This window comes from uncultured Candidatus Thioglobus sp., assembly GCF_963981275.1.
Taxonomy (GTDB): Bacteria; Pseudomonadota; Gammaproteobacteria; order PS1; family Pseudothioglobaceae; genus Thioglobus_A.
In genome coordinates, this window is sequence record NZ_CAXCCZ010000022.1 from 1 (window position 1) to 23060 (window position 23060).

Annotated in this window: 25 protein-coding genes and 1 pseudogene; 21 read left to right on the top strand and 5 right to left on the bottom strand. The window is 40.4% G+C overall.

Annotated elements, in window-relative coordinates; all coding sequences use genetic code 11:
• Together ABNR88_RS04715 and ABNR88_RS04720 are read left to right on the top strand one after the other, a co-directional pair.
• Window positions 1–102 (top strand): annotated as a pseudogene (locus ABNR88_RS04715) (dihydroorotate dehydrogenase electron transfer subunit); the annotation flags it as partial.
• Window positions 103–232: 130 nt separating this feature from the next.
• Entirely contained in the window at window positions 233–871 is a 639-nt protein-coding gene (locus ABNR88_RS04720; RefSeq protein WP_348670116.1) for a YggS family pyridoxal phosphate-dependent enzyme, read from the top strand.
• 167 nt (window positions 872–1038) lie between these two features.
• Here the strand turns inward: ABNR88_RS04720 and ABNR88_RS04725 are convergent, their stop codons facing one another.
• Both ABNR88_RS04725 and ABNR88_RS04730 read right to left on the bottom strand, forming a co-directional pair.
• Window positions 1039–1305, bottom strand: coding sequence for a type II toxin-antitoxin system RelE/ParE family toxin (locus ABNR88_RS04725; RefSeq protein WP_348670117.1), 267 nt, complete (start codon window positions 1303–1305; stop codon window positions 1039–1041).
• Window positions 1305–1514: a hypothetical protein gene (locus ABNR88_RS04730; protein WP_348670118.1), complete on the bottom strand. Its 210-nt coding sequence runs from the start codon at window positions 1512–1514 to the stop codon at window positions 1305–1307. The genes ABNR88_RS04725 and ABNR88_RS04730 overlap by 1 nt, the downstream gene beginning before the upstream one ends.
• A 105-nt stretch (window positions 1515–1619) precedes the next feature.
• Between ABNR88_RS04730 and ABNR88_RS04735 the strand changes: the two genes are divergently transcribed.
• Window positions 1620–2105 (top strand): asparaginase domain-containing protein, encoded by a 486-nt coding sequence (locus tag ABNR88_RS04735; protein WP_348670119.1) that lies wholly within the window; start codon window positions 1620–1622, stop codon window positions 2103–2105.
• A gap of 29 nt (window positions 2106–2134) precedes the next feature.
• Here the strand turns inward: ABNR88_RS04735 and ABNR88_RS04740 are convergent, their stop codons facing one another.
• Window positions 2135–2572, bottom strand: a complete 438-nt coding sequence (locus ABNR88_RS04740; RefSeq protein WP_291927608.1) for a cytochrome c5 family protein — start codon at window positions 2570–2572, stop codon at window positions 2135–2137.
• A 54-nt stretch (window positions 2573–2626) separates the two neighbouring features.
• On the opposite strand from ABNR88_RS04740, the gene ABNR88_RS04745 reads away from it, so the two are divergent.
• The 18 genes from ABNR88_RS04745 (at window position 2627) to ABNR88_RS04830 (ending at window position 21698) form a co-directional block, all read left to right on the top strand.
• Window positions 2627–5113, top strand: a complete 2487-nt coding sequence (locus ABNR88_RS04745; protein WP_291927610.1) for an AsmA-like C-terminal region-containing protein — start codon at window positions 2627–2629, stop codon at window positions 5111–5113.
• Window positions 5110–6534 carry a metalloprotease TldD gene (tldD, locus tag ABNR88_RS04750; protein ID WP_291927612.1) on the top strand — a complete coding sequence of 475 codons (1425 nt, stop codon included), beginning with the start codon at window positions 5110–5112 and terminating at the stop codon, window positions 6532–6534. Before ABNR88_RS04745 ends, tldD begins: the two co-directional genes overlap by 4 nt.
• A 93-nt stretch (window positions 6535–6627) precedes the next feature.
• A complete protein-coding gene (locus ABNR88_RS04755) occupies window positions 6628–6984 on the top strand; it encodes an NADH-quinone oxidoreductase subunit A (RefSeq protein WP_291927716.1) in 357 nt (118 codons plus the stop codon).
• A gap of 3 nt (window positions 6985–6987) precedes the next feature.
• The gene (locus ABNR88_RS04760) at window positions 6988–7467 is read left to right on the top strand and encodes an NADH-quinone oxidoreductase subunit B (RefSeq protein WP_291927613.1); all 480 of its coding nucleotides are present in this window, start codon (window positions 6988–6990) and stop codon (window positions 7465–7467) included.
• Window positions 7468–7469: 2 nt separating this feature from the next.
• Complete coding sequence (locus ABNR88_RS04765) at window positions 7470–8084, top strand: NADH-quinone oxidoreductase subunit C (RefSeq protein WP_291927616.1); 615 nt, start codon at window positions 7470–7472, stop codon at window positions 8082–8084.
• A gap of 2 nt (window positions 8085–8086) precedes the next feature.
• Window positions 8087–9340, top strand: a complete 1254-nt coding sequence (locus ABNR88_RS04770) for an NADH-quinone oxidoreductase subunit D (RefSeq protein WP_291927617.1) — start codon at window positions 8087–8089, stop codon at window positions 9338–9340.
• Window positions 9341–9482: 142 nt separating this feature from the next.
• Window positions 9483–9956, top strand: a complete 474-nt coding sequence (locus ABNR88_RS04775; protein ID WP_291927619.1) for an NAD(P)H-dependent oxidoreductase subunit E — start codon at window positions 9483–9485, stop codon at window positions 9954–9956.
• Window positions 9953–11221 (top strand): NADH-quinone oxidoreductase subunit NuoF, encoded by a 1269-nt coding sequence (nuoF, locus tag ABNR88_RS04780; protein WP_291927621.1) that lies wholly within the window; start codon window positions 9953–9955, stop codon window positions 11219–11221. Before ABNR88_RS04775 ends, nuoF begins: the two co-directional genes overlap by 4 nt.
• The gene (gene nuoG, locus ABNR88_RS04785; protein ID WP_348670120.1) at window positions 11221–13479 is read left to right on the top strand and encodes an NADH-quinone oxidoreductase subunit NuoG; all 2259 of its coding nucleotides are present in this window, start codon (window positions 11221–11223) and stop codon (window positions 13477–13479) included. The genes nuoF and nuoG overlap by 1 nt, the downstream gene beginning before the upstream one ends.
• A complete protein-coding gene (gene nuoH, locus ABNR88_RS04790) occupies window positions 13479–14555 on the top strand; it encodes an NADH-quinone oxidoreductase subunit NuoH (RefSeq protein ID WP_291927719.1) in 1077 nt (358 codons plus the stop codon). The genes nuoG and nuoH overlap by 1 nt, the downstream gene beginning before the upstream one ends.
• A 12-nt stretch (window positions 14556–14567) precedes the next feature.
• Window positions 14568–15059, top strand: coding sequence for an NADH-quinone oxidoreductase subunit NuoI (gene nuoI, locus ABNR88_RS04795; protein WP_291927627.1), 492 nt, complete (start codon window positions 14568–14570; stop codon window positions 15057–15059).
• Window positions 15060–15070: 11 nt separating this feature from the next.
• Entirely contained in the window at window positions 15071–15682 is a 612-nt protein-coding gene (locus tag ABNR88_RS04800; RefSeq protein ID WP_291927630.1) for an NADH-quinone oxidoreductase subunit J, read from the top strand.
• Window positions 15682–15987 carry an NADH-quinone oxidoreductase subunit NuoK gene (gene nuoK / locus ABNR88_RS04805; protein ID WP_291927633.1) on the top strand — a complete coding sequence of 102 codons (306 nt, stop codon included), beginning with the start codon at window positions 15682–15684 and terminating at the stop codon, window positions 15985–15987. The genes ABNR88_RS04800 and nuoK overlap by 1 nt, the downstream gene beginning before the upstream one ends.
• 2 nt (window positions 15988–15989) lie before the next feature.
• Entirely contained in the window at window positions 15990–17954 is a 1965-nt protein-coding gene (gene nuoL, locus ABNR88_RS04810) for an NADH-quinone oxidoreductase subunit L (protein WP_291927636.1), read from the top strand.
• 2 nt (window positions 17955–17956) lie between these two features.
• Complete coding sequence (locus ABNR88_RS04815) at window positions 17957–19462, top strand: NADH-quinone oxidoreductase subunit M (RefSeq protein ID WP_291927638.1); 1506 nt, start codon at window positions 17957–17959, stop codon at window positions 19460–19462.
• Between the two features lie 11 nt (window positions 19463–19473).
• Window positions 19474–20928, top strand: coding sequence for an NADH-quinone oxidoreductase subunit NuoN (gene nuoN / locus ABNR88_RS04820; RefSeq protein ID WP_348670121.1), 1455 nt, complete (start codon window positions 19474–19476; stop codon window positions 20926–20928).
• A gap of 277 nt (window positions 20929–21205) precedes the next feature.
• Window positions 21206–21457 (top strand): RNA-binding protein, encoded by a 252-nt coding sequence (locus ABNR88_RS04825; RefSeq protein WP_348670122.1) that lies wholly within the window; start codon window positions 21206–21208, stop codon window positions 21455–21457.
• Window positions 21458–21488: 31 nt separating this feature from the next.
• Complete coding sequence (locus tag ABNR88_RS04830; RefSeq protein WP_291927646.1) at window positions 21489–21698, top strand: VF530 family protein; 210 nt, start codon at window positions 21489–21491, stop codon at window positions 21696–21698.
• An 11-nt stretch (window positions 21699–21709) separates the two neighbouring features.
• Here ABNR88_RS04830 and bioC read toward each other — a convergent pair whose 3' ends face one another.
• The gene (gene bioC / locus ABNR88_RS04835; RefSeq protein WP_348670123.1) at window positions 21710–22507 is read right to left on the bottom strand and encodes a malonyl-ACP O-methyltransferase BioC; all 798 of its coding nucleotides are present in this window, start codon (window positions 22505–22507) and stop codon (window positions 21710–21712) included.
• On the bottom strand, window positions 22495–23060 hold a 566-nt coding region (locus tag ABNR88_RS04840), incomplete at its 5' end, for a zinc ABC transporter substrate-binding protein (protein ID WP_348670124.1). The genes ABNR88_RS04840 and bioC, both read right to left, overlap by 13 nt.

Genomic DNA, 23060 nt, shown 5'->3' on the forward strand with positions numbered 1-23060 from the left:
GGTTGTGCAGGTTGTGTGGTTGAAGTGCAAACAGACAACGGCCCAGCAATGAAGCGTGTGTGTGTTGACGGCCCAGTATTTGACGCAACCACAGTCTTTTAGCTGCGCCTTTTCTCATTCTAACTGCGTTGGATTTTAAAAAAATACTCAGTTACGTAGACTTGCTACGCGCCTTCGCATTTTTTAAATCCGCCTTGCACAATGAAAAAAATGCTTGCTAAAACTAAAATTTATGATTGCACAAAATTTAGCAAAAATTCACCATCGTATTGACGCTGTTAAGCATTCGCAAGAAGTAACACTTATTGCAGTTAGTAAAACCAAACCTGCTGCAGATCTTCAGCAAGCCATTGACGCAGGGCAACGACATTTTGGTGAAAACTACCTGCAAGAAGCTTTAGAAAAGATAGATATCTTAAAAGGTCAAAACCTTATTTGGCATTTTATCGGACCAATTCAATCCAACAAAACCAAGCAAATTGCCCAGAATTTTTCCTGGGTTCATAGCGTTGATCGCCTTAAAATCGCTAAAAGGCTAAATGATCAGCGCCCAGAAAACCTAGCAAAACTCAATGTGCTCTTGCAAGTCAATATTGATAATGAACCAACTAAATCGGGCGTATTAATTGACGAAATTGATGAAATAATCACTCATTTTGAAAATTTCCAAAATATTTCTCTTAGAGGGTTTATGTGTATTCCTAGCCCTGATAATGCCAAGCAAAGTTTTGCCAAAATGGCAAAAATCATGCAAAAACACCCAAATTTAGACACTTTATCCATGGGAATGAGTGCTGATCTTGAGTTAGCCATCAAAAACGGCGCTACTTTTGTGCGAATTGGCTCTGATATCTTCGGAAAAAGAGCTTAAATCAGCCATTCGTAAAATTTCCAAAATTTTTTCCAATATATTAATTCACTAATATTGGTTTATATAGATTTACGCCAAAGTTAGGTGGTAATTTGGCAAAACCTCAAAATATTTCTGTATTGTTTTTTTTTGCCCAAATGTGCCCACCCTTAATTTCCCCCTCAATTTTAATGGTTGAGTTTTTTGTAAAAATTCTCATGCACGCCAACTAATAGTAATAGTCGATACTCTTCACTCCATTGATAGGCTAATAAATATTGTTGGTTGATACAGTCAAATTTATAGACAAACACACTGGTTAAATTACCATGTTTTTCTTCACCCAATAGTGGATTTTTAGCAATTTCGCGAATGGCATCGTCTACTTTTTCTAATTGATTTTTATGTAATTTTTTATAAACCTTTTTGAATGAAGGTTTTTGTTCAATCTTCATTATTTAGAAAATTCGAATGGCTCACTTTCTTCATTCACGGCAATTAATAACTGCTCAACCATTTCAATTGGTAGATCAGGATTGGCCATTGCTGTGCGTCCTATTCTTGCCCAATATTCAATTTGGCTTGGAATAGTTCTAAATTCTGCTTTGGCTTGAGTTTTTGCCAAATTGTAAAGCTCGTCATTCACTCTAATAGATACACTCATTTCTTATCTCCTGTGTTGATTGCAGATATTTTACCACAATTGTGGAAATTTGCTACAAAACGTACATTGTTATTATTTTGATGAAAAACAGGTATGATTTATGTCATGAAAATTAAAGTTTTAATCACTGGCGGCACGATTGACAAAGCCTACAAAGAGCTAACGGGCGAATTGTCGTTTACTGAAACGCATATGGTGGACATGCTAAACCGCGGGCGCTCAATGGCAGATACTTTGTCTGAGGTTTTGTTTTTAAAAGATTCGTTAGAAATGACCGATTCAGATCGAGCATTTATTTTGGATAAGTGTCAGTCTAGTGATGAGCAAAATATACTCATTACTCACGGTACCGATACCATGGTGCAAACGGCTCAATTTTTGGCTGAAAACGTCAAAGACAAGACTGTGGTTTTGTTTGGCTCAATGATTCCGTATTCTGTTAATAACTCTGACGCTTTGTTTAATTTGGGCGTAGCGCTAAGTGCGGTTCAGATAAAAGGCAGTGGCGTGTATATTGCCATGAATGGCCGAGTGTTTGATTTTGATAAAGTCCAGAAAGACAAAAGCCTAGGAATCTTTGTAGACGCCTAGGCTTTTTGTTAATTAAATAAAGGTTTTTTTTATTTAATCATGTGCTCAATAGCTGCTTTAAGCTCATCGTCAGAACAATCCATACAAGTACCTTTAGGTGGCATAGCGCCTGTGCCTGAAATAGCTACTTTAACTAAGTCAGCAATACCGCGCTTAACTCTTGGTGCCCAGTCTGCTTTGTTGCCTGTTTTAGGTGCGCTCATCACGCCAACAGCATGACATGATGCACAAACTGCCGTATACACTTGCTCGCCACTACGTGCTTTAGCAGCTGTTTTAACAGGCGCCTTAATAGCGTTAACATCGATGTCACCTTCTAAGTAAACCTGGCCTGATGGCTTGATGCGCTCAGCAACTGTTAAGTTGTCGTTATAGCCAACATGAACTAGGCCGCTAAAAAATGTTTTTGTGCCTGCAATGATAGCAAAAATAACGATAATGGCTGCAACTGAGTTTTTAAAGTACATGATGGTTTCCTTGTTTAGTAAGTTATAATTCTCAAAGAGCGGAATTATATCAGAATGATTAAGAGAACACTATCAAATGGCGTTAAAGTATTAAAAGTAAGCACTTGGCTGAGTGCTATTTTTTCTGTTTTATTGGTCTTAATTGTGGCATTTTTTGTCATATTTCCGAGTTTTCTAAAAGCACCAATTGAATCCGAGTTGAGTGAAATAACCGGGCTAGAGGTTGAGATTTCAGCGGTAAATTTTGAGCTTAATGGAGACGGGATCACTTTAAATGTGAGTGAGTTGGCATTTAATAACCAAGCTTCTAAGCAAATGTTGGCTCGAATTCAAGGTTTGCATTGGCGTGTACAGCTGTCAAACTTTTTAGAAGACGTGTATCGCCCGCATCAAGTGTATATCGATACGCTAACAGTGGGTCGTCATCAAAAATCTGAAAGCGAGGCTTTTTCAGTGGCAGAGCTTAAGCGTATGTTGTCATTAGAGACGCTAGAAATAGTGAGCTTTTTTGAGTCGCTAAGTATTGGCAAAACGCTGATTGAAGGTGAGCAAACGTTTGAGATTGCCCCGCTTAAGATGAGTCGCAATGAAGGGCAGCTGCTAATGCGCATTAGTGATCAAACGCTGGGCGATAAAACGTTTGATTTAACACTTACTCTATCTGCAGAGCAATTGGATCGTGATGGATTTTTAACCTTGCCGATGGTGGTGAGCAATGAAGATATCTCTTTGCTTTCAAATCTTAAAATTTATCAGCAGCATGAGAGTGATTATGTTGAATTTTCAGGTTTTATTGGGCAAATCCCAGCCACAGACCTTGATCAATACTTACCTTCAAGCCTGGTGGGCGAGTCAACCAATCAGTGGCTATCTCGTGGATTTAAATCAGGTTCATTGCAAGATGTTAAGCTTCATGTGCTTAAAAATATTTCACAAGACCTGCCGCTAGAGGCCAATCTATCGGCTCATTTAACTGAGTCAGAATTAAGCTTTAATGCTGATTGGCAAGCGCTTCAGCACTTGGATGCAGATATTAACACCGACGGCAAAGAGATTAGTGTATTAGTTAATAGTACAACACTGTACGGCCTGCCATTAACAAACGTGGCGCTTGCTATAGAAGATATGAGCCGAGATAGCTTGGATGTATCATTACTTGGGAAAATTGATACCGACAGTGAGTCATTAATTGATTTTCTAGCGAAAGCCCCCTTGGGCGATACGGTGCATAGTGTGATTAAACAATTTACACTCACCGGTCCGCTCACTGGCGATCTTGATTTGCTCATTCCACTAGACGACCAGCCTGCCATGCTGGATATTGATTTAGCCATTGACAACAATCAGCTGACTACGCTAGATGGTGCTGTGGTGGTTGAAAACTATACAACAGTACTGGGTTTTCATGATAATCAGATTAGCGCCAATGGCGTGGGCAGTATTCGCGAGATACCTTTTGATATTCGTATTAATCCAAACAACAGACAGGATGATAAAGAGGCTTCTTTTGCAGTGGAGTTGGTGAATAATAAAAGTGATTTTGAGCTTTACTTAACAAAGCGACTAGACCAGACATGGCGTGCTAGGGTGGAATCTGAAACACTTAAAACCAATATAGAAATTGGGCTAACAGATAGTTTACCAAGTGTTAGAATTTTAGGTCTGCAAGCAACAACTTTTAATAGTCTTAAGGGCGATTGGAATATCGAGCCGGATGATTTTCCTAGTATGTATCTCAGTGCCCATGGTGTGTTTGTAGACGAGCAAGTAATCCCCAATTTTAGTGCTAAGCTAGAATCAAAAGACAACATACTAAAAATTAGCGATTTGGCACTTGAAGGGGTGGGTGTCGGCCAGCAAGATTTACGCTTTAATGGTGCTTGGGTGGCTGGAAAAACCGGATTGGTTGCCAAAGCCAAAGGCGATGCCTTGAGTGAATTTTTAGACAAAATGAATATTAACGAAAAAGTTAATGGTGGCAAGTTTGATTTTGACATACGCCTATTTTGTGATTGTGCGCCGTGGAATATGAACCTCAAGCAGATTAGCGGTATTGCTAATATGAATATTCAGCAAGGTGTATTTACTAACCAAGATCCAAATATTGGTCGAATTTTATCTTTGTTGAATATCAAGTCTGCCGCTAGGCGCTTGAAATTGGATGTTAAAGATCTAACTGACAAGGGTTTTGCATATGATAATATCGACGCCCAAATCACCTTGCAAAATTCCATTGCCAAGATTGACAGCTTTAAACTCAGCGCGAGTGCGAGCGATATCACCCTATCTGGGCAAAGTGATATTGTTGAGCAATTGTACGATGCTGAGGCAAAAGTAATTCCAGCGTTTGGCGATGCCGTACCCGCAGCGACTTACTTAGCAGGTGGTGGCCTGATTGGATTAGGCGTTTGGCTGGTGGATGAAAGCCTGTTCGATGGCGAGCTAATTGACAAGATTGTTGATAAGGTGGTTGAATTTAAATATAAAATTACCGGTCCATGGGATGATCCCACTATTAAAAATATATCAACCATTTTATGATCGAACAATTGCTGGATGAGCATCATCTAAATCAAGAAAAAATTTATTCATTACTGTCATCCTTGGCAGATAAAACACCAGATTATGCTGATTTGTATTTTCAGTATTCAGTGGCAGAATCCTGGTTTTTAGAAGAAAGTATCGTAAAATCAGGGACTTACAATATTAGTCATGGTGTGGGTGCACGCAGTGTTAATGGCGAGCAAACGGGCTTTGCGTATTCAGATGATTTAAATATAAATGCAATTGAAAAGGCCATTGATTTTGCCAAAGGTATTAGTGCAAGCAATACACCTTTAGCTATGCAAACTTTTCAATCAGTGCCTGAAATTGCTAAATATAGTGGGCTCAATCCATTGGGCAGTTTAAACTCTCAAGAAAAGGTTGATTTTTTAAAACGGATTGATGTGCTGGCTAGAAAAGAGCCGAAGGTTAAGCAAGTGAGTGCTTCTATTTCTGGGGCTTATTCCGAAGTGTTAATTGCCTCAAGTGATGGGGTTTATCAGAAAGATTATCGCCCTATGGTTCGGGTGAGTGTGAGCGTAATTGTGGAGCATGACGGGCGCATTGAATCAGCCTCAAGTGGCGGTGGCGGTCGTTATGATTATCGTTATTTTGTTGATCATAATTTAGATGAAATTTATGTAGCTGAAGCTATCAGGCAAGCTTTAGTGGCGCTTGAGTCTAAGGGTGCTCCTGCTGGTAATATGCCGGTAATTTTAGGCCCAGGGTGGCCAGGCGTTTTGCTACATGAAGCAATCGGTCACGGCCTAGAAGGTGATTTTAATCGTAAAGAGTCTTCGGTGTTTTCAGGGCGTATTGGTGAACAAGTGGCCAGCTCAAAATGCAGTATTGTTGATAATGGCACCTTGGCTAATAGGCGTGGTAGCTTAACAATAGATGATGAAGGAGTGCCTACTCAAAATACCACCCTGATTGAAAACGGCATTCTTAAAGGCTATTTGTTTGATAAGATGAATGCTAAGCTTATGGGGGTTGCGTCAACGGGTAATGGGCGTCGTGAATCCTATGCACACATGCCCATGCCAAGAATGACCAACACCTACATGCTGAATGGCGCAGATAATATTGACGATATGATTGCTTCTGTTGATGAGGGTATTTACGCGCTTAATTTTGATGGCGGCCAGGTTGATATTACTTCAGGTAAATTTGTCTTTAGTGCCAATGAAGCCTATCTAATCAAAAATGGAAAAATCTCTCATCCTATTAAAGGGGCGACACTAATTGGCTCTGGTGATGAGGTGTTAAAGAAAATCTCTATGGTGGCAAATGATTTGAAGCTTGATGCTGGTATTGGTGTTTGTGGCAAAGACGGGCAATCAGTACCTGTTGGTGTGGGCCAACCTAGTCTTAAAATTGACGAGCTAACCGTAGGCGGGACGCAGTTAAACTCGTAATTTTGCATCTTGAATGTATTTTTCGTTATTGATAGAAACCATGATCAAATTAGATATAATGTTTAGATTGAAATTTAAATGTTGGAGCGTTGGGTGTTAGAAAACTATCTACCTATTGTTGTATTTATCATGCTGGGGCTCGGATTTGGCGCTGGACCAATGTTGATTGGTTATTTGCTAGGGCCGAGTAAGCCTAATAAAGAAAAAAATTCTCAGTTTGAGTGTGGATTCCCCGCTTTTGACGATTCACGCATGTATTTTAATGTGCGTTATTATTTAGTCGCTATTTTGTTTATTTTGTTTGATTTAGAGGTGGCTTTCGTTTTCCCATGGGCAGTTGTGCAATCCCAGCTTGGCTGGTTTGGCTTTATTTCCATGAGTATTTTCTTATTTTTATTAGTCGTTGGTTTCATCTATGAATGGAAGAACGGTGCACTGGAATGGGAGTAAGCTGTGGCTATTGAAGGATTGATGAAAGAGGGTTTTGTAACCACTTCTCTTGACAGTGTTATCAATTGGGCGCGAACTGGCTCGTTGTGGCCGATGACATTTGGCCTAGCTTGTTGTGCGGTAGAAATGATGGAAGCGGGTTCTTCGCGCTACGATTTAGACCGTTTTGGTGTTGTTTTTAGACCAACACCGCGTCAATCAGATTTAATGATTGTGGCCGGCACGCTAACTAATAAAATGGCACCCGCCTTAAGAAAAGTTTATGACCAAATGCCGGAGCCACGCTGGGTAATTTCGATGGGTTCGTGTGCAAATGGTGGTGGTTATTACCATTATTCTTATGCCGTAGTTCGTGGTTGTGATCGCATTGTACCTGTAGATATTTATGTGCCAGGTTGCCCACCAACTGCAGAAGCTTTGTTATATGGCATTATGCAATTACAAGATAAAATTCGTCGTACCAGCACCATTGCTCGCACATGATTATGCAAGAATTAACAGAACAATTAGAAGAAGTTTTTGAAGGTGCTGATTTAGTTTCAGCATTTGGCGAACTCACTTTAACGGTTGATAGTACCAATATCATTGATACTTGTCTAAAGCTTAGAGATGAGCTTGCATTTGACACCTTGGTGGATTTGTGTGGTGTTGACTACTTGACTTATGGTCAGTCAGAATGGGCAGGAGATGCGAGCGATTCTGGATTTTCCAGAGGGCGAAGTGCACAAGGTGGCGAAGATAGACATCAGCAGCGTTTTGCGGTGGTTTATCATTTACTATCTGTTAGTAAAAATTATCGAATTCGGGTTAAGGCATTTGTTGATGAAGCTGAGCCAATTATTAAATCCGTCACTGATATCTGGGCATCAGCTGATTGGTACGAACGTGAAGCCTTTGATTTAATGGGTATTTTGTTTGAAAATCATACGGATTTACGTCGAATTTTAACGGACTATGGGTTTGTTGGCCATCCATTGCGCAAGGATTTCCCGCTAATTGGCGAGGTAGAAATGCGTTATGACGAAGAACTGGGCCGTGTGGTTTATGAAAAGGTTAGTATTGAGCCCAATATTAGCGTTCCCAAAGTGATTAGGAAATAGACATGTCTGAAATTCGTAACTATACTCTTAACTTTGGCCCTCAGCATCCAGCAGCTCACGGCGTTCTGCGTCTGATTTTAGAGATTGATGGTGAAGTCATTGAGCGTGCTGATCCGCATATTGGCCTGTTACATCGTGGCACTGAAAAATTGGTTGAATCCAAGCCTTACAATCAATCGATTGGTTATATGGATCGCCTAGATTACGTTTCAATGATGTGTAATGAGCATGCCTATGTGATGGCGATTGAAACCATGCTTGAGCTTGAAGTGCCAGAACGTGCTCAGTATATTCGTGTTATGTTTGACGAGATTACTCGAATTCTTAATCACTTGATGTGGCTGGGCACGCACGCACTAGATGTGGGCGCAATGAGTATTTTCTTGTACGCATTCCGTGAGCGTGAAAAGCTGATTGATTGCTATGAGGCTGTTTCAGGCTCACGTATGCATGCTACTTACTATCGTCCTGGCGGTGTGTATCGTGATTTGCCAGAGCGTATGCCAAAATATCTAAAGACAGATACACGCACCGACAAAGAATTAAAAGCCATGAATGCAAATCGTCAAGGCTCACTACTTGATTTCATCGATGACTTTGTTAAAGAGTTTCCTCGTCACATTAAGCAATACGATGATTTATTAACTGAAAATAGAATCTGGAAGCAGCGTCTGGTTAATATTGGTATTGTTTCAGCAAAGCGCGCTAAACAATTAGGCTTTACTGGTCCTATGTTGCGTGGCTCTGGTGTTGCTTGGGATCTTAGAAAAAACCAACCTTATGCTGTTTACGATAAATTAGAATTTGACATTCCAGTAGGTGTCACGGGCGATAGCTATGACCGCTACTTGGTGCGTATGGAAGAATTACGCCAATCTAATAAAATTATTGGCCAATGTGTGGCTTGGCTTAAATCCAATCCTGGCCCGGTAATGAGTGACGATAAAAAAGTTTCGCCACCTAAGCGTAGCGACATGAAAGAAGACATGGAGTCTTTAATTCACCATTTCAAATTATTCACCGAGGGCTATTCATTGCCTGAAGGTGAGGTTTATAAAGCGGTTGAGCATCCTAAAGGGGAATTTGGTATTTACCTAATTTCTGACGGTGCTAACAAGCCTTATCGCGTTAAGATTAGGGCGCCTGGCTTTGCACACTTGGCTTCTATGGATGAGATGACAAAAGGGCATATGCTCTCAGATGTGGTCACCATTATTGGTACACAGGACATTGTATTCGGAGAAATTGACCGATGATAAACTTCCTCTTTTTTGGTTTTTCTGCGTTACGCTCAAAAAATACTCAGTTATGTAGCTTGCACTACACGCCTTCGTCTTTTTTTACGCAAGCCTTGAAAAATAAAAAAATATTCGCTTCTAAAGTTAAGGGCTTTGCATAATGATTTCAGATAACGCAAAAAAACAAATAGACCACTGGATTGAAAAATATCCACAAGGCAAGCAAAGCTCTGCAGTCATGGAGGCTTTGAAAATTGTTCAGGCAGAAAACGATAATCAATTAACCCATGATAGTATTCAGGCGGTGGCTGATTATTTAAACATGCCAGGTATCGCTGCGGCAGAAGTGGCTACTTTTTATGAAAATTACAATCATAAGCCGGTAGGCAAGCATATTATTCGTTTTTGCCATAATATCTCATGCATGTTAAATGGTGCTGATGATTTAATTGCACACCTTGAAACTAAGCTGGGCGTGAAAACGGGGGAAGTCACTAAAGATGGTCTAATCAGTGTGAAAAAAGTAGAGTGCTTGGGCGCTTGTGTAGGCGCGCCGATGTTTCAAATTAATGATAAATATTATGAGAATTTGACCGCTGATAAAATTGATGACATTGTGGATGGTTTACAATGAATGAAGTTTGCTTTAAAAACCTAGATAAGGATCAGTGTTGGTCGCTTGAAACTTATGAGGCCAGTGGTGGTTATAGCACTTGGCGCAAAATTCTTAAGGGTGAATATACACCTGATCAAATTATTAACGAACTTAAAGCTTCTGGCCTTAGGGGTCGTGGTGGTGCAGGTTTTCCAACGGGGTTGAAGTGGAGTTTTATGCCGCGCAACGCACAAGGACAAAAATACATTGTTTGCAATTCAGATGAAGGCGAGCCAGGTACTTGTAAAGATCGCGATATTTTAAGATTTAACCCACATGCCGTGATTGAAGGCATGGCGATTGGTAGTTTTGTGATGAATGCAACGGTGGGTTATAACTACATTCGTGGTGAATTTATCGAGCCGTTTAACCGCTTTGAAGGTGCATTGAAAGAAGCCTATTCAGCAGGTCTACTAGGTAAAAATATTAATGACACAGATGTAAGTTTTGATCTGCACGCTCATTTGGGTGCAGGTGCCTATATCTGTGGCGAGGAAACCGCTCTATTGGAGTCAATCGAAGGTAAAAAAGGCCAGCCAAGATTTAAGCCACCATTCCCTGCGAATGTTGGTTTATTCGGCAGACCAACCACCATTAACAACACAGAGAGTTTTGCTTCTGTACCCGATATTATGATTAATGGTGGCCAATGGTTTGCAGATTTGGGCGTGGAAAATTCTGGCGGTACTAAGTTATTTTCAGTATCAGGTCATGTTAATAATCCGGCAAATTTTGAAGTGTCTATGGGGATGCCATTTAGTGAATTGCTAGAGCTTGCAGGTGGTATGCGCAACGGCGCTAAGCTCAAGGCTGTTATTCCAGGTGGATCTTCCACGCCAGTGCTTACAGCAGAGGCTGCAATGGGTATGACCATGGATTATGACGGCATTGATAAAGCAGGCTCTATGCTGGGTGCAGGTTCAGTTATTGTTATGGATGATTCAACCTGTATGGTTGAAGCCTTAACGCGCTTGGCACACTTTTATTATGACGAGTCTTGTGGACAATGCACCCCTTGTCGAGAGGGTACGGGTTGGTTGTATCGTGTTCTGAAGCGCATTATGGATGGCAAGGGTAAGGCTGATGATATTGAATTATTATTAGGTGTGCAAGAAAAAATCATGGGTAATACGATTTGCGCCTTGGGTGATGCAGCAGCAATGCCGGTTGAAAGTTTCTTAAGAAATTTCCGTGAAGAGTTTGAATATTACATTGAACACAAAAAGAGCATGGTGAAAGGGTAATGGCTGATATTAAAATTGAAATTGATGGTCAAATCGTTAATGCCAAAGCAGGCGAAACGTTAATTGCTATTACCGATAGAGAAGGTATTAGCGTTCCAAGATTCTGCTATCACAAAAAATTATCTACTTCTGCATCTTGTCGCATGTGTTTGGTTGATATAGAAGGCGTGCCTAAGCCGCAAACTTCTTGTTCAACGCCAGTTTCTGACGGCATGAAAATCCACACACAAAATGAAAAGGCCAAAGCCTCTCAAAAAGCAGTGATGGAATTTTTGCTCATTAATCATCCATTGGATTGCCCAATTTGTGACCAAGGTGGTGAGTGTGAGTTGCAAGATGTGGCGGTTGAATATGGCTCCGATGTATCGCGCTTTAGCGAAGGTAAGCGAGTTGTTGCTGCCAGTGATATTGGCCCACTGATTCAAACTGACATGACTCGTTGTATTCACTGTACGCGTTGTGTTCGATTTGGCAGTGAGATTGCTGGTATGATGGAAATGGGTGGTACAGGCCGAGGTGAAGATCTAAAAATTGAGCCGTTTTTAGCTGAAGGTATTACCTCTGAATTATCAGGTAATATGATTGACGTTTGCCCAGTGGGCGCCTTAACTTCAAAGCCATTTAGATACGAGCTAAGATCTTGGCAGATGGTATCAAATGAGAGCATTGCTCGCCATGATTTAACTGGCTCAAATGTTTATGCACAAACATATAAGGGTCAGGTTAAGCGAGTTGTTTCAGGTGATAACGAAGCGGTTAATGAGACTTGGATTTCAGATAGGGATCGTTTTTCTTATGAAGGTTTGACACACGAAAACAGGCTACTAACTCCACAAATTAAAGTTGAAGGTCAGTGGAAAGAGGTTGAGTGGAATGTGGCTCTAGATTTTGCGATTAAAGGTTTAAGTAACACAGTATTAAACAACCGCAAAGCGCACAAACTGGGTGGTTTGGCGTCAAGTACAACCACCACTGAAGAGTTGTATTTAATGCAAAAACTGCTTCGAGAAATTGGGTGTGAAAACCTAGACCACCGTCTGAATGTTAATAATTTAGACGAGGCGATTCATCTAGAATCTAACCTTAAATTACAAGCACTTGAGCAAGTTGACCACGCACTCATTATTGGCGCAAATTTACGTCTAGAGCAGCCGATGATCAACCATAGACTGCGTAAAGCGCAGTTATCAGGTGCAAATATTACAGCGTTGAATGTTAAAGAGTTTGACTATAACTATGCACTAAATCATGTAAGCGTTGCACCGAATGAAATTGCGACAATATTGGCAGGTGTCTTAAAGATTGTCTTAGAGAAAAAATCCATTGAACTTCCGGAATACTTATCTGCAATTAGCCCAAGTGGTTCATCTGTCGAATTGGCAAAAGATTTACTTAACGCTGAACGCCCAGTGATCCTACTGGGTGAGCATATTATTAACAACAAGCAAGCTGCTAGCATTGCTCAGTTAATTGCTGAAATTGCAAAACAAGTTGGCGCAAATACTTTAAATTTAAGCATCAGTGCAAATGCGCTAGGTGCGCAACATGTTAATTTTGTGCCAAACAGCGTAGGCATGAATGTTAACGAGATGTTTAAAGCTGAAATGCGCGCCTTTTTACTTTTGGATGTTTATCCTGAATATGATTTTCATCATGCCAACTCTGCCATTGAGGCATTGTCAAAAGAAGATGTCTTTGTTGTGTCATTAAATAGCTTTAATAACGATTTAGTCGCCCAGTATTCTGATGTTTTATTACCAATGGCAGCGATGTATGAGACCTCAGGGTCGCAGATTAATATTAATCATGATATACAGTCATTTACAGCGATGGTTAAAGCGCCAGATGAGGCCAAACCAGCCTGGAAAGTTTTAAAGGTATTGGCTGATTTATTAGAATTACCAGGTTTTCATTATGAAAACTCCACTCAGATATTGGAAGAATTTGAGCACCAACCCGCACATGAGCATAGTCAGGAAACAGCAATAGATCTTAGTCAACAGTCAACAGCTATTGAAACTGTTTGGATGCACAATTGCTATCATTCAGATGCGTTGTTAAGACATGCTAAATCATTAAGCATGAGTACACTTGGGCAAGTGAACAGTGCCTCGATGAACGCTAATACTGCTAAAGAGTTAGCTTTAAGTGATGGAGATGAGTATCTAGGTGTTCCGGTTGACATCACTGAAACTGTTGCTGACTTGTGTGTCTTTGTTAATAGCAATCAAGCGACCAATATAAGGAGTATGTCATGATGGAACTTTGGCAATCTTTTGTTATTTTGGTGCATGAATTGTTACCTTGGTTTGATGGCAATATCGCCACCATTGTTATTATTTTAATTAAGGCAATGGCTTTAATTATGCCATTGCTATTAACGGTAGCTTACTTCACTTATGCCGAGCGCAAAGTGATTGGCTACATGCAGCTGAGAATTGGTCCAAACCGTGTTGGCCCTAAGGGTTGGTTGCAGCCGATTGCTGATGCATTAAAGCTGATGACCAAGGAGATTATTTTCCCAAGTAAGGCAAATATTTACCTTTTCTTGCTTGCGCCTATTTTAGCGATTGCGCCAGCGATTGCAGTGTGGGCAGTTATTCCTTTTGATGAAGGTATTCATGTCGCCAATCTAGATGTGAGTTTGCTATATGTATTGGCCATTGGTTCGATTGGTGTATACGGCATTATCTTAGCCGGCTGGGCATCAAACTCAAAATACCCGCTGCTAGGCGCACTTCGAAGTGCCTCATTACTGGTTTCTTACGAAATTGTGATTGGCTTTGCCTTGGTGACGGTGGTAATGATTGCAGGCAGTGTAAATCTTAATGCCATTGTGGCAGACCAGCAAGGTGGCATGGTCAATTGGTACTTTATTCCCTTATTTCCAATGATGATTATCTTTTTCATTTCAGCCTTGGTGGAGACGAACCGTGCACCATTTGACGTAGTAGAAGGAGAATCAGAGATTGTAGGTGGTACTCATGTTGAATATTCAGGCATGACTTTTGCTGTATTCTTTTTAGCAGAATATGCCAATATGATTCTTATGGCTGTTTTAGCGGTTGTGATGTTTTTTGGTGGCTGGCATTCTCCTTTCGAAGGGCTTGGTGTTTTAGAGTCAGCATTTGCTTGGGTACCTGGCATTATTTGGCTTTTGGCAAAAACCAGTTTTTTCATGTTTTTGTATTTGTGGGTTAGGGCAACTTTTCCGCGCTTTAGATATGACCAAATTATGCGTCTGAGCTGGAAGGTGTTTTTACCAATCACCATTGTTTGGATTTTTGTGGTTGCGCTCATGACGCAGCTACAAATAGGACCATGGTTTTCGTAAAAGGTTGATAAGATGATTAATAAATTAAAAAAATTAGCAAAAAGCCTAAGTTTAAGCGAACTACGCTCGGGTATGAAAATTACCGCCAAAGAGTTTGTAAACACCAAAATAACCGTACAATATCCTGAAGAAAAAACTCCGATTTCACCAAGATTTAGAGGCTTGCACGCACTGCGTCGCTACCCAAATGGTGAGGAGCGCTGCATTGCTTGTAAGCTTTGTGAAGCGGTATGTCCGGCCAATGCAATTACCATTGAATCCGAGATGCGTGATGATGGTAGTAGACGCACAACCCAATATGACATTGATTTATTTAAATGTATTTTTTGTGGATTTTGTGAAGAGGCGTGTCCGGTAGATGCAATTGTTGAGACGCAAATTTTTGACTATACATTTGAGTCAAGAGACGGCAGTATTATGACTAAAGACCGGTTGTTAAAGGTGGGTGATGACAATGAAAAGTCTATCAGTAAAGCAAAATCTGAAGATTCTAAGTATCGATAAGGGTAGGATAAATGAGTTCTGAACAAATAATTTTTTATTTTTTATCATTTTGGTTTGTAGCGTCATCGCTGGCCATGATCTTCGCACGTAATGCTGCTAAAGCCGCCTTGTTTTTGGTGTTAGGTTTTTTTTCAGCAGCCAGTATTTGGATTTTGCTAGAGGCTGAATTTTTAGCCATCACTCTAATTCTGGTTTATGTGGGTGCAGTGATGGTACTGTTCTTATTTGTGATTAAGATGCTTAATATTGACAAGTCAACGCTGCGTGCTAAATTTGCCGGCTATTTGCCACTTGGACTGATTGTAGCATTGATTATTATTGCTGAAATGACATTAGTGTTGGGCAACGCCCAGTTTGGCTTGGAGGTTATGCCTTCGCCGATTAGACATGCAGCAGACTATAGTAATATCACCGAACTGGCCCTACAACTTTATACGACATACGTATACCCATTTGAATTAGCCGCGGTTCTATTGCTTATTGCGATTATTGCCGCTATTACCCTGGTACATAAAAAAGAGATTAATCGTAAGAAACAATCTATTTCTGAGCAGGTCAATGTTCAGGCAAAAGATAGAGTGCGTATTGTTTCAATTGCCTCGCCTTCTAAGGAGAATAAGTAATGATCAGTTTAAGTGATTACTTAATTTTAAGTAGTGTTATTTTTTGCATTGGCTTGGTGGGGATTTTTATTAACCGTACAAACATCATTACTTTATTGATGTGTGTGGAGCTTATTTTGGCTGCCGTTAATACTAACTTTATTGCCTTCTCTCACTTTCTGGGTAATGAAGCAGGTCAAATTTTTGTATTTTTCATCATGACCGTTGCAGCAGCAGAGGTGGCGATTGGACTGGCTATTTTGACACTCTTATTTAGAGTACGTGGCTCTATCGATGTTGATGTTACTAATAGTTTAAAGGGGTAGTTATGGAGCAGATATATCTAATTATTGCTTTAGCGCCTTTGGTAGGTGCAATTTTTGCTGGATTTTTTGGTTCATTATTAGGCAGAATGGCCACCAATGTGGTGACTATTGCAGGTGTGCTTATTTCCACTGTTTTGTCATTGTATGTGTTTAATCACCATGTGCTAGAAGCGGGTGAGGTTTTTAATCAAAACCTTTATACCTGGATGCAAATTGGCGAGCTGAATGTCAGTGTCGGCTTTTTGATTGATAATTTAACAGCTGTTATGCTGGTCGTGGTATCGTTCGTATCGCTCATGGTGCATATTTACACTATTGGCTATATGCATGATGATGCGGGCTATACCAAGTTTTTTAGCTATATTTCACTGTTTACCTTTTCGATGTTTATGCTGGTCATGAGCAACAATTTCATGCAGCTATTTTTTGGTTGGGAGGCGGTAGGTTTGGTGTCATATTTGCTGATTGGTTTTTGGCACCATAAAGAAAGCGCAGTTGAGGCTAACCTTAAGGCTTTCTTGGTTAATCGTGTGGGTGATTTTGGTTTTCTTTTAGGCATTGCCTTGGTACTTATGTATTTCGGATCACTAGATTATGTCGAGGTGTTTGCAAGTCTAGGTAATGTTACCGGTGTCACTATGCTTGATGGCGCCTCAGTTATCACTGTTATTTGTATTTTGTTATTTATTGGCGCAATGGGTAAATCTGCCCAAGTGCCATTACACGTTTGGCTGCCAGGTTCGATGGAAGGCCCAACACCAATTTCTGCACTTATTCACGCTGCCACCATGGTAACGGCCGGTATCTTTATGGTATCACGCATGTCGCCTATGTTTGAGCTGAGTGAAACCGCATTGATGGTGGTAATGGTCGTTGGTGCAATTACCGCTCTGTTCATGGGTCTACTAGGTATTGTGCAAAACGATATTAAGAAGGTTGTGGCTTATTCAACCTTATCACAACTCGGCTATATGACAGTTGCATTAGGAGTAAGCGCTTATTCTGTGGCTATTTTCCACCTGATGACGCATGCATTCTTTAAGGCGTTGTTATTCTTGGGCGCAGGCTCGGTGATTGTAGCGCTGCATCATCAACAAGATATTCGAAAAATGGGTGGCTTGCGCAAGAAAATGCCAATCACTTATTGGACGGCTCTGATTGGTACATTAGCCCTGATTGGCTTTCCGGGTTTTGCCGGATTTTACTCAAAAGATATGATTATTGAGGCTGTACATTTCTCTCAACTGCCATTTGCTGACTGGGTTTATGTGGCAGTAGTTGCAGGTGTATTTATTACTGCCTTCTATTCATTAAGAATGTTTTTCTTGGTCTTTCACGGTGAGTCAAGAATGGATGAACACACCGCTTCACATGTTAAGGAATCGCCTATTAGCATTACGTTGCCATTAGTTGCTTTAGCGATTCCATCTGCTGTTGTTGGCTATCTTACGATCGATCCAATGCTATTTAATGGCTGGCTAGATAATGCCATTACGGTCGCCTCTCAGCATACATCAATGGCTAATCTTAAGGCTGAGTTTCATGGAGCAGCTGGCATGATTCCGCACGCATTACAAACACTACCTTTCTGGATGATGGTGGGTGGTATTGTAAGCGCCTGGGTATTTACCTTGTACCGAGAGGAGTGGGCAACCAAGATTCAAAATAAGTGCCGTCGTATTAATTATGTCCTAGAATCCCTTTATGGTTTTGATCGTTTCAATGATATCGTCTTTGTGCAAGGCGTTAAAAATCTGGGTAACTTCCTGTGGAAAGTGTCAGATTCTGGCTTAATTGACAAACTAGTGGTTAATGGTAGTGCAAGATTGGTTGGCTTTATAGGCTCGGTTGTGCGCCCAATTCAAACAGGCTATGTTTATCATTACGTATTTTTCATGATTTTCAGTTTATTAATTATTTTAACTTGGGTACTGTTTGCAGGTGATCACCCACTACTTGAGCTTTAACGATGGATAATTCATTACTTAGTTTATTAATTTGGCTGCCAATTTTTGGTGGTGCCTTGGTTATTTTTCTGGGCAATCAGCGTGCCAATACAGCGCGTTGGGTTTCTGTGACTATTTCAATTTTGGTGTTTATTCTATCACTGAGTTTGTACACTGAATTTGACTCCACAACTCATTTGATGCAGTTTGAGCAGAGAGCTTCTTGGATCTCTCAGTTTGATATTTACTATCATTTAGGTGTTGACGGTATTGCTATGCCACTCATTATCCTGACAACTTTCTCAACAATTTTGGTGCTTGTTGCTGGCTGGGAAGTAATCCAAACTCGCCCGGCACATTACATGGCCGCATTCTTAATGATGGAAGGCTTGATTATTGGCGTATTCTCAGCACTTGATGCGATTTTATTTTATGCATTTTGGGAGGCATCGCTAATTCCAATGCTACTCATTATTGGCGTGTGGGGTGGTGATAATCGCGTTTATGCGGCAATCAAATTTTTCTTGTATACATTTTTGGGCTCGGTATTCATGCTGGTATCACTCATCTATATGTACAACAAAGGTGGTTCATTTGCCATCTTAGATATGCATAATTTAAGCCTAACAACGACTGAGCAAGCATGGATTTTCTGGGCATTCTTTATGGCCTTTGCTGTTAAAGTGCCGATGTTTCCGGTGCACACTTGGCTACCTGATGCACACGTTCAAGCGCCAACAGGCGGTTCTGTTATTCTAGCCGCCATCATGCTTAAAATGGGTGGCTATGGTTTCTTTCGTTTTTCGCTACCAATCACACCTGACGCTTCTTTAGAATTTTCAGAAATTGTGATCATACTTTCCCTGATTGCTATTGTATACATTGGTTTTGTGGCTTTGGTTCAGCGTGATATGAAAAAACTTATTGCCTATTCTTCAATCTCACACATGGGCTTTGTGACACTCGGTGTGTTTGCATTATTCTTGGCCTACAAGCCAGGGGCGGCAGAAGGTGCACTCCTAGGTCTAGAAGGTGCGATGGTGCAAATGATCTCACACGGTTTTATCTCAGCAGCGATGTTCTTGGTAGTGGGTGTATTGTATGACCGTCTACATTCGAGAGAGATTTCTACCTACGGTGGCGTGATTAATTCCATGCCAAAATTCACCGGCTTTGCTGTGCTGTTTGCTATGGCCAATGCTGGCCTGCCAGGCACTTCAGGCTTTGTTGGTGAATTTATGGTGATTCTGGGTGCGGTACAAGCTAACATTTGGTACGCTGTCTTAGCGGCAAGTACACTTATTGTGGGTGCAGCCTACACCTTGTGGATGGTTAAGCGAGTATTTTGGGGTGCAATTACCAATCCAGATGTAGAAAGCCTTGCCGATGTTAATGCCAGAGAATTTGGTATTTTAGCGGTATTGGCTGTGGCTGTTATTGCCATGGGTTTATATCCTCAGCCTATTATCGAGGTTATGCATGTTTCTATTGAACATCTACTTAACCAAGCCCTAACCTCTAAACTTTAAGTATTAGCCTTATGAATAATATCAATACCTTCGATACGACGACACTATGGTCGGCAACACCTGAAATTTTTCTATTGAGTGCGATTGTGGTTGTGCTGTTATTGGATTTGTTTTTAACCAAGTCATTCAAGCAGACAACTTACTATTTGACTCAGGCTAGCTTATTCATCGCTGGTGCACTGGCTTTTAATTTAATTAATGAGCCGCAAACCATTATTTTTGGTGGCTCATTTATTTTGGACAATATGGCTTCGGTCTTTAAAGTCTTTATGGTGGGCTCAGCCATGGTAGCTATGGTGTATACGCGCCACTACCTTACTCAGCACGCACTCTTTAGGGGTGAGTACTTTATTTTGGTTATGCTGTCGGTGTTAGGCATGATGGTGATGGTGTCAGGTTATAGTTTATTGACTTTATACCTCGGGTTAGAGATTTTATCTTTATCACTTTACACACTAATTGCCATCGCACGCGAGCGCGCAGGTGCGGTGGAAGCGGCGTTAAAATACTTTGTTTTAGGTGCAATAGCATCAGGCTTATTGCTTTACGGTATGAGCATGATTTACGGTATTAGTGGCAGTTTGAATATTAATGAAATTGCTAGTTTTGCATCAAGTGCCAATCTAGCATCAAGAGAAACACTAATCCTAAACTTTGGCCTTGTGTTTTTAGTCATTGGTATTGCCTTTAAGCTCGGCGCTGTGCCGTTTCACATGTGGGTACCAGACGTATACCAAGGTGCGCCAACCTCAGTGACATTGTTTTTATCCACCGTGCCAAAAATTGCAGCTGTGGCAATGTTGGTGCGTATTTTGGTAGATGGACTGGGTGCTATGCACGCGTATTGGTCAGATCTATTTATGATTTTAGCAGTGTTATCCATTGCCCTAGGATCGGTAGTCGCGCTCATGCAAACCAACATCAAGCGTATGCTGGCCTATTCAACCATCTCTCATGTTGGTTTTATTATGCTCGGTTTTGTCACCGGTGTTGTCAGCGGATATGGCGCAGCCGTCTTTTACATATTAGTTTATATCTTGATGAGTTTAGCGGCTTTTGGCATGATTATTCTACTTAACAAAAAAGGCTTTGAAGCTGATCAAATTTCTGACTTTAGAGGGTTAAGCAAGCATTCTCCATGGTTTGCATTAATGATGTTGGTGACCATGCTGTCAATGGCAGGTGTTCCGCCATTTATTGGTTTTTATTCGAAATTCTTTATCTTGCAACAAGTTATTTCAGCCGGTTTTGTTACTGTTGCTGTAGTGGCAGTGGTATTTGCTGTGATTAGTGCTTATTATTATTTGCAAATTATCAAATCTATGTACTTCGAAGACTCTGATCAAGAGATTAGTATTGTTGCACCAATGGATATGCAGCTAATCTTATCAATCAATGCTGTGCTTATATTAGTGGTTGGTTTATTCCCAGATTTCTGGATGAAATTATCACTTTCACTGTTCTAAAGCGTTCATTCGTAAAATTTGCCAAATTTTTATTTAGGATAATAAGTGAAGCTGGTTAGTTTGTTTTTTTATATCAAAAACCATTTAAAACTGTATTCTAGCCTTACTCTGAAGCTATAAACTGAGGTTTTTAGAGTAAAACAAGGCTTTGCTTTGTGAGTATTTGGCTGATTTTTATTATTTCCAATATTTTTAGCCCGACAGGTGGTCATTTATCAGTATTTTAAATATATGCTAAAATTTAAGTCTAATTTCAATTTAAAAAATACCACAAAAAATGAAAATATTAATCAGAAACCTACCTCGCACCTTTACAGAAATTGGGCTTAAAGAATTATTTGAAGCTCATGGTGAAGTTCAATCTTGCACCTTGGTGTTAGACAAAAAAACGAGCGAATCTAAAGGTTTTGGATTTGTTGAAATTGCCAAAGTGGGTGATGCAAAAGTAGCCATTCAAGCGCTTAATGGCAAGCCTATTAATGGCAACAAAATTCGGGTTAAAAAAGCAGAGCCAGCAAAAAACGCTTAAAAACTCATTAACAGCCATAAAATTAGAATAGATGCATAACCAAGATCCACTCCATGGAATTACGCTCAAAACAATTGTTACTGAGCTAGTAGCACATTTTGGCTGGAAAGAGCTGGCCAAGCACATTGATATAAACTGTTTCAAGAGTGATCCCAGTATCAATTCTAGCTTAAAGTTCTTACGAAAAACCCCGTGGGCACGCCAAAAAGTCGAACGTCTTTATTTGGAGATTTTCACCTAGGCTACCCATTTTTAGCTATTATTTAGCTCAATTTTTTGAGCTTTAAAAGAGGCTTTAGGTCGAACCCAAGCATGTCCGTAAACCACTTCATAGGTTGCCGGTAGTTTGTCGTCTTTTCTAAAAGATTCGTACATCTCAACCATAAGTTTAAATTTATTTTTACCCATTAGTGACTTTGAGCGGTTGCCCACTGATTGCGCACCAATGGCTTTAAGGTCACGCAAAAGGTCGGTCACTGTTTGATAGGTTAGGGTGAGTGTTTCCATTTCCATCACTGGGGATTGAAAGCCAGCACCAAGCATTTGATCACCAATATCATGCATGTCGGTGAATGTATTAACATGCACTTCGTTATCGACCACTGACCAGCTCTTTTTCAGCTCTTTAAGGGTATCTGGACCAAAGGTGGAGAATAAGATTAATCCGTCATTTTTAAGCACTCTGTGGATCTCTGAAAATAGCTGCTTAAGATCAGGGCACCACTGCATCATTAAACTGGAAATCACGATATCAACGCTATTATCCGCTAATGGCAAATGATTAGCATTGGCGCAGATTTTATTAGCCAGTTTGTTGTTTTTTAAAGAGTTCTGGGCAAAGTCTAGTGCGATTATTTTAGAATCTGGAAAGCGTATTTCTAGCTGTTGAGAGAGTAGTCCTGTGCCCGCGCCTAAGTCTAGGATAACTGCTGAATTGCTAGAGATGATGTTAAGCTTTTGATCTAGACGAGTGGCAACTTCTTTTTGTAAAAAAGCATGATCCTCATAATCATTTGAAGCCTTATTAAAAGCCGTTCTTACTTGAGACATTGCTCGACCTTTTGAGTGATGTTTTGCATGAGCTTAAAGTAATGATCAGCACCCGGTTGAATATCAAATCCAATAATATCAATCTCTGCCGTGTTAATGACTAAGCCTTCAGTGAGTGTATTAATACGTTTTTGTGGGATTTCTGTGGTGAAAAGTAGGCAGCTAGTTTGCTGTTTTTGAATGATTTTTTTGGCTTTTAAAATTTTAAAAATACTTAAATTTTCACCATGTCGCTGGCTAACGCTACCTATTTGTTTGAGCTGTTGGCTTTTTATAAAATGCTCAAAAGCACTGTTGAAAGTGATTAATGATTGGTTAGCATGATTGGATAGTTGCTGTTGTAAGCTAAGTTTAAGCGCAGTTAGCTTTTGACTAAACTTGCGCAAATTGCTTTGATAGGTCGCTTTGTTTTTTGGATCAATTTGTATGAGTGTATCGCCGAGCTTTTGAGCGAATTGTTGTATGTGTTGAATGCTCAGCCAGCTATGATGATTTTTATCGTCATGTTCGTCATGTTCGTCATGTTCGTCATGTTCGTCATGTTCGTCATGTT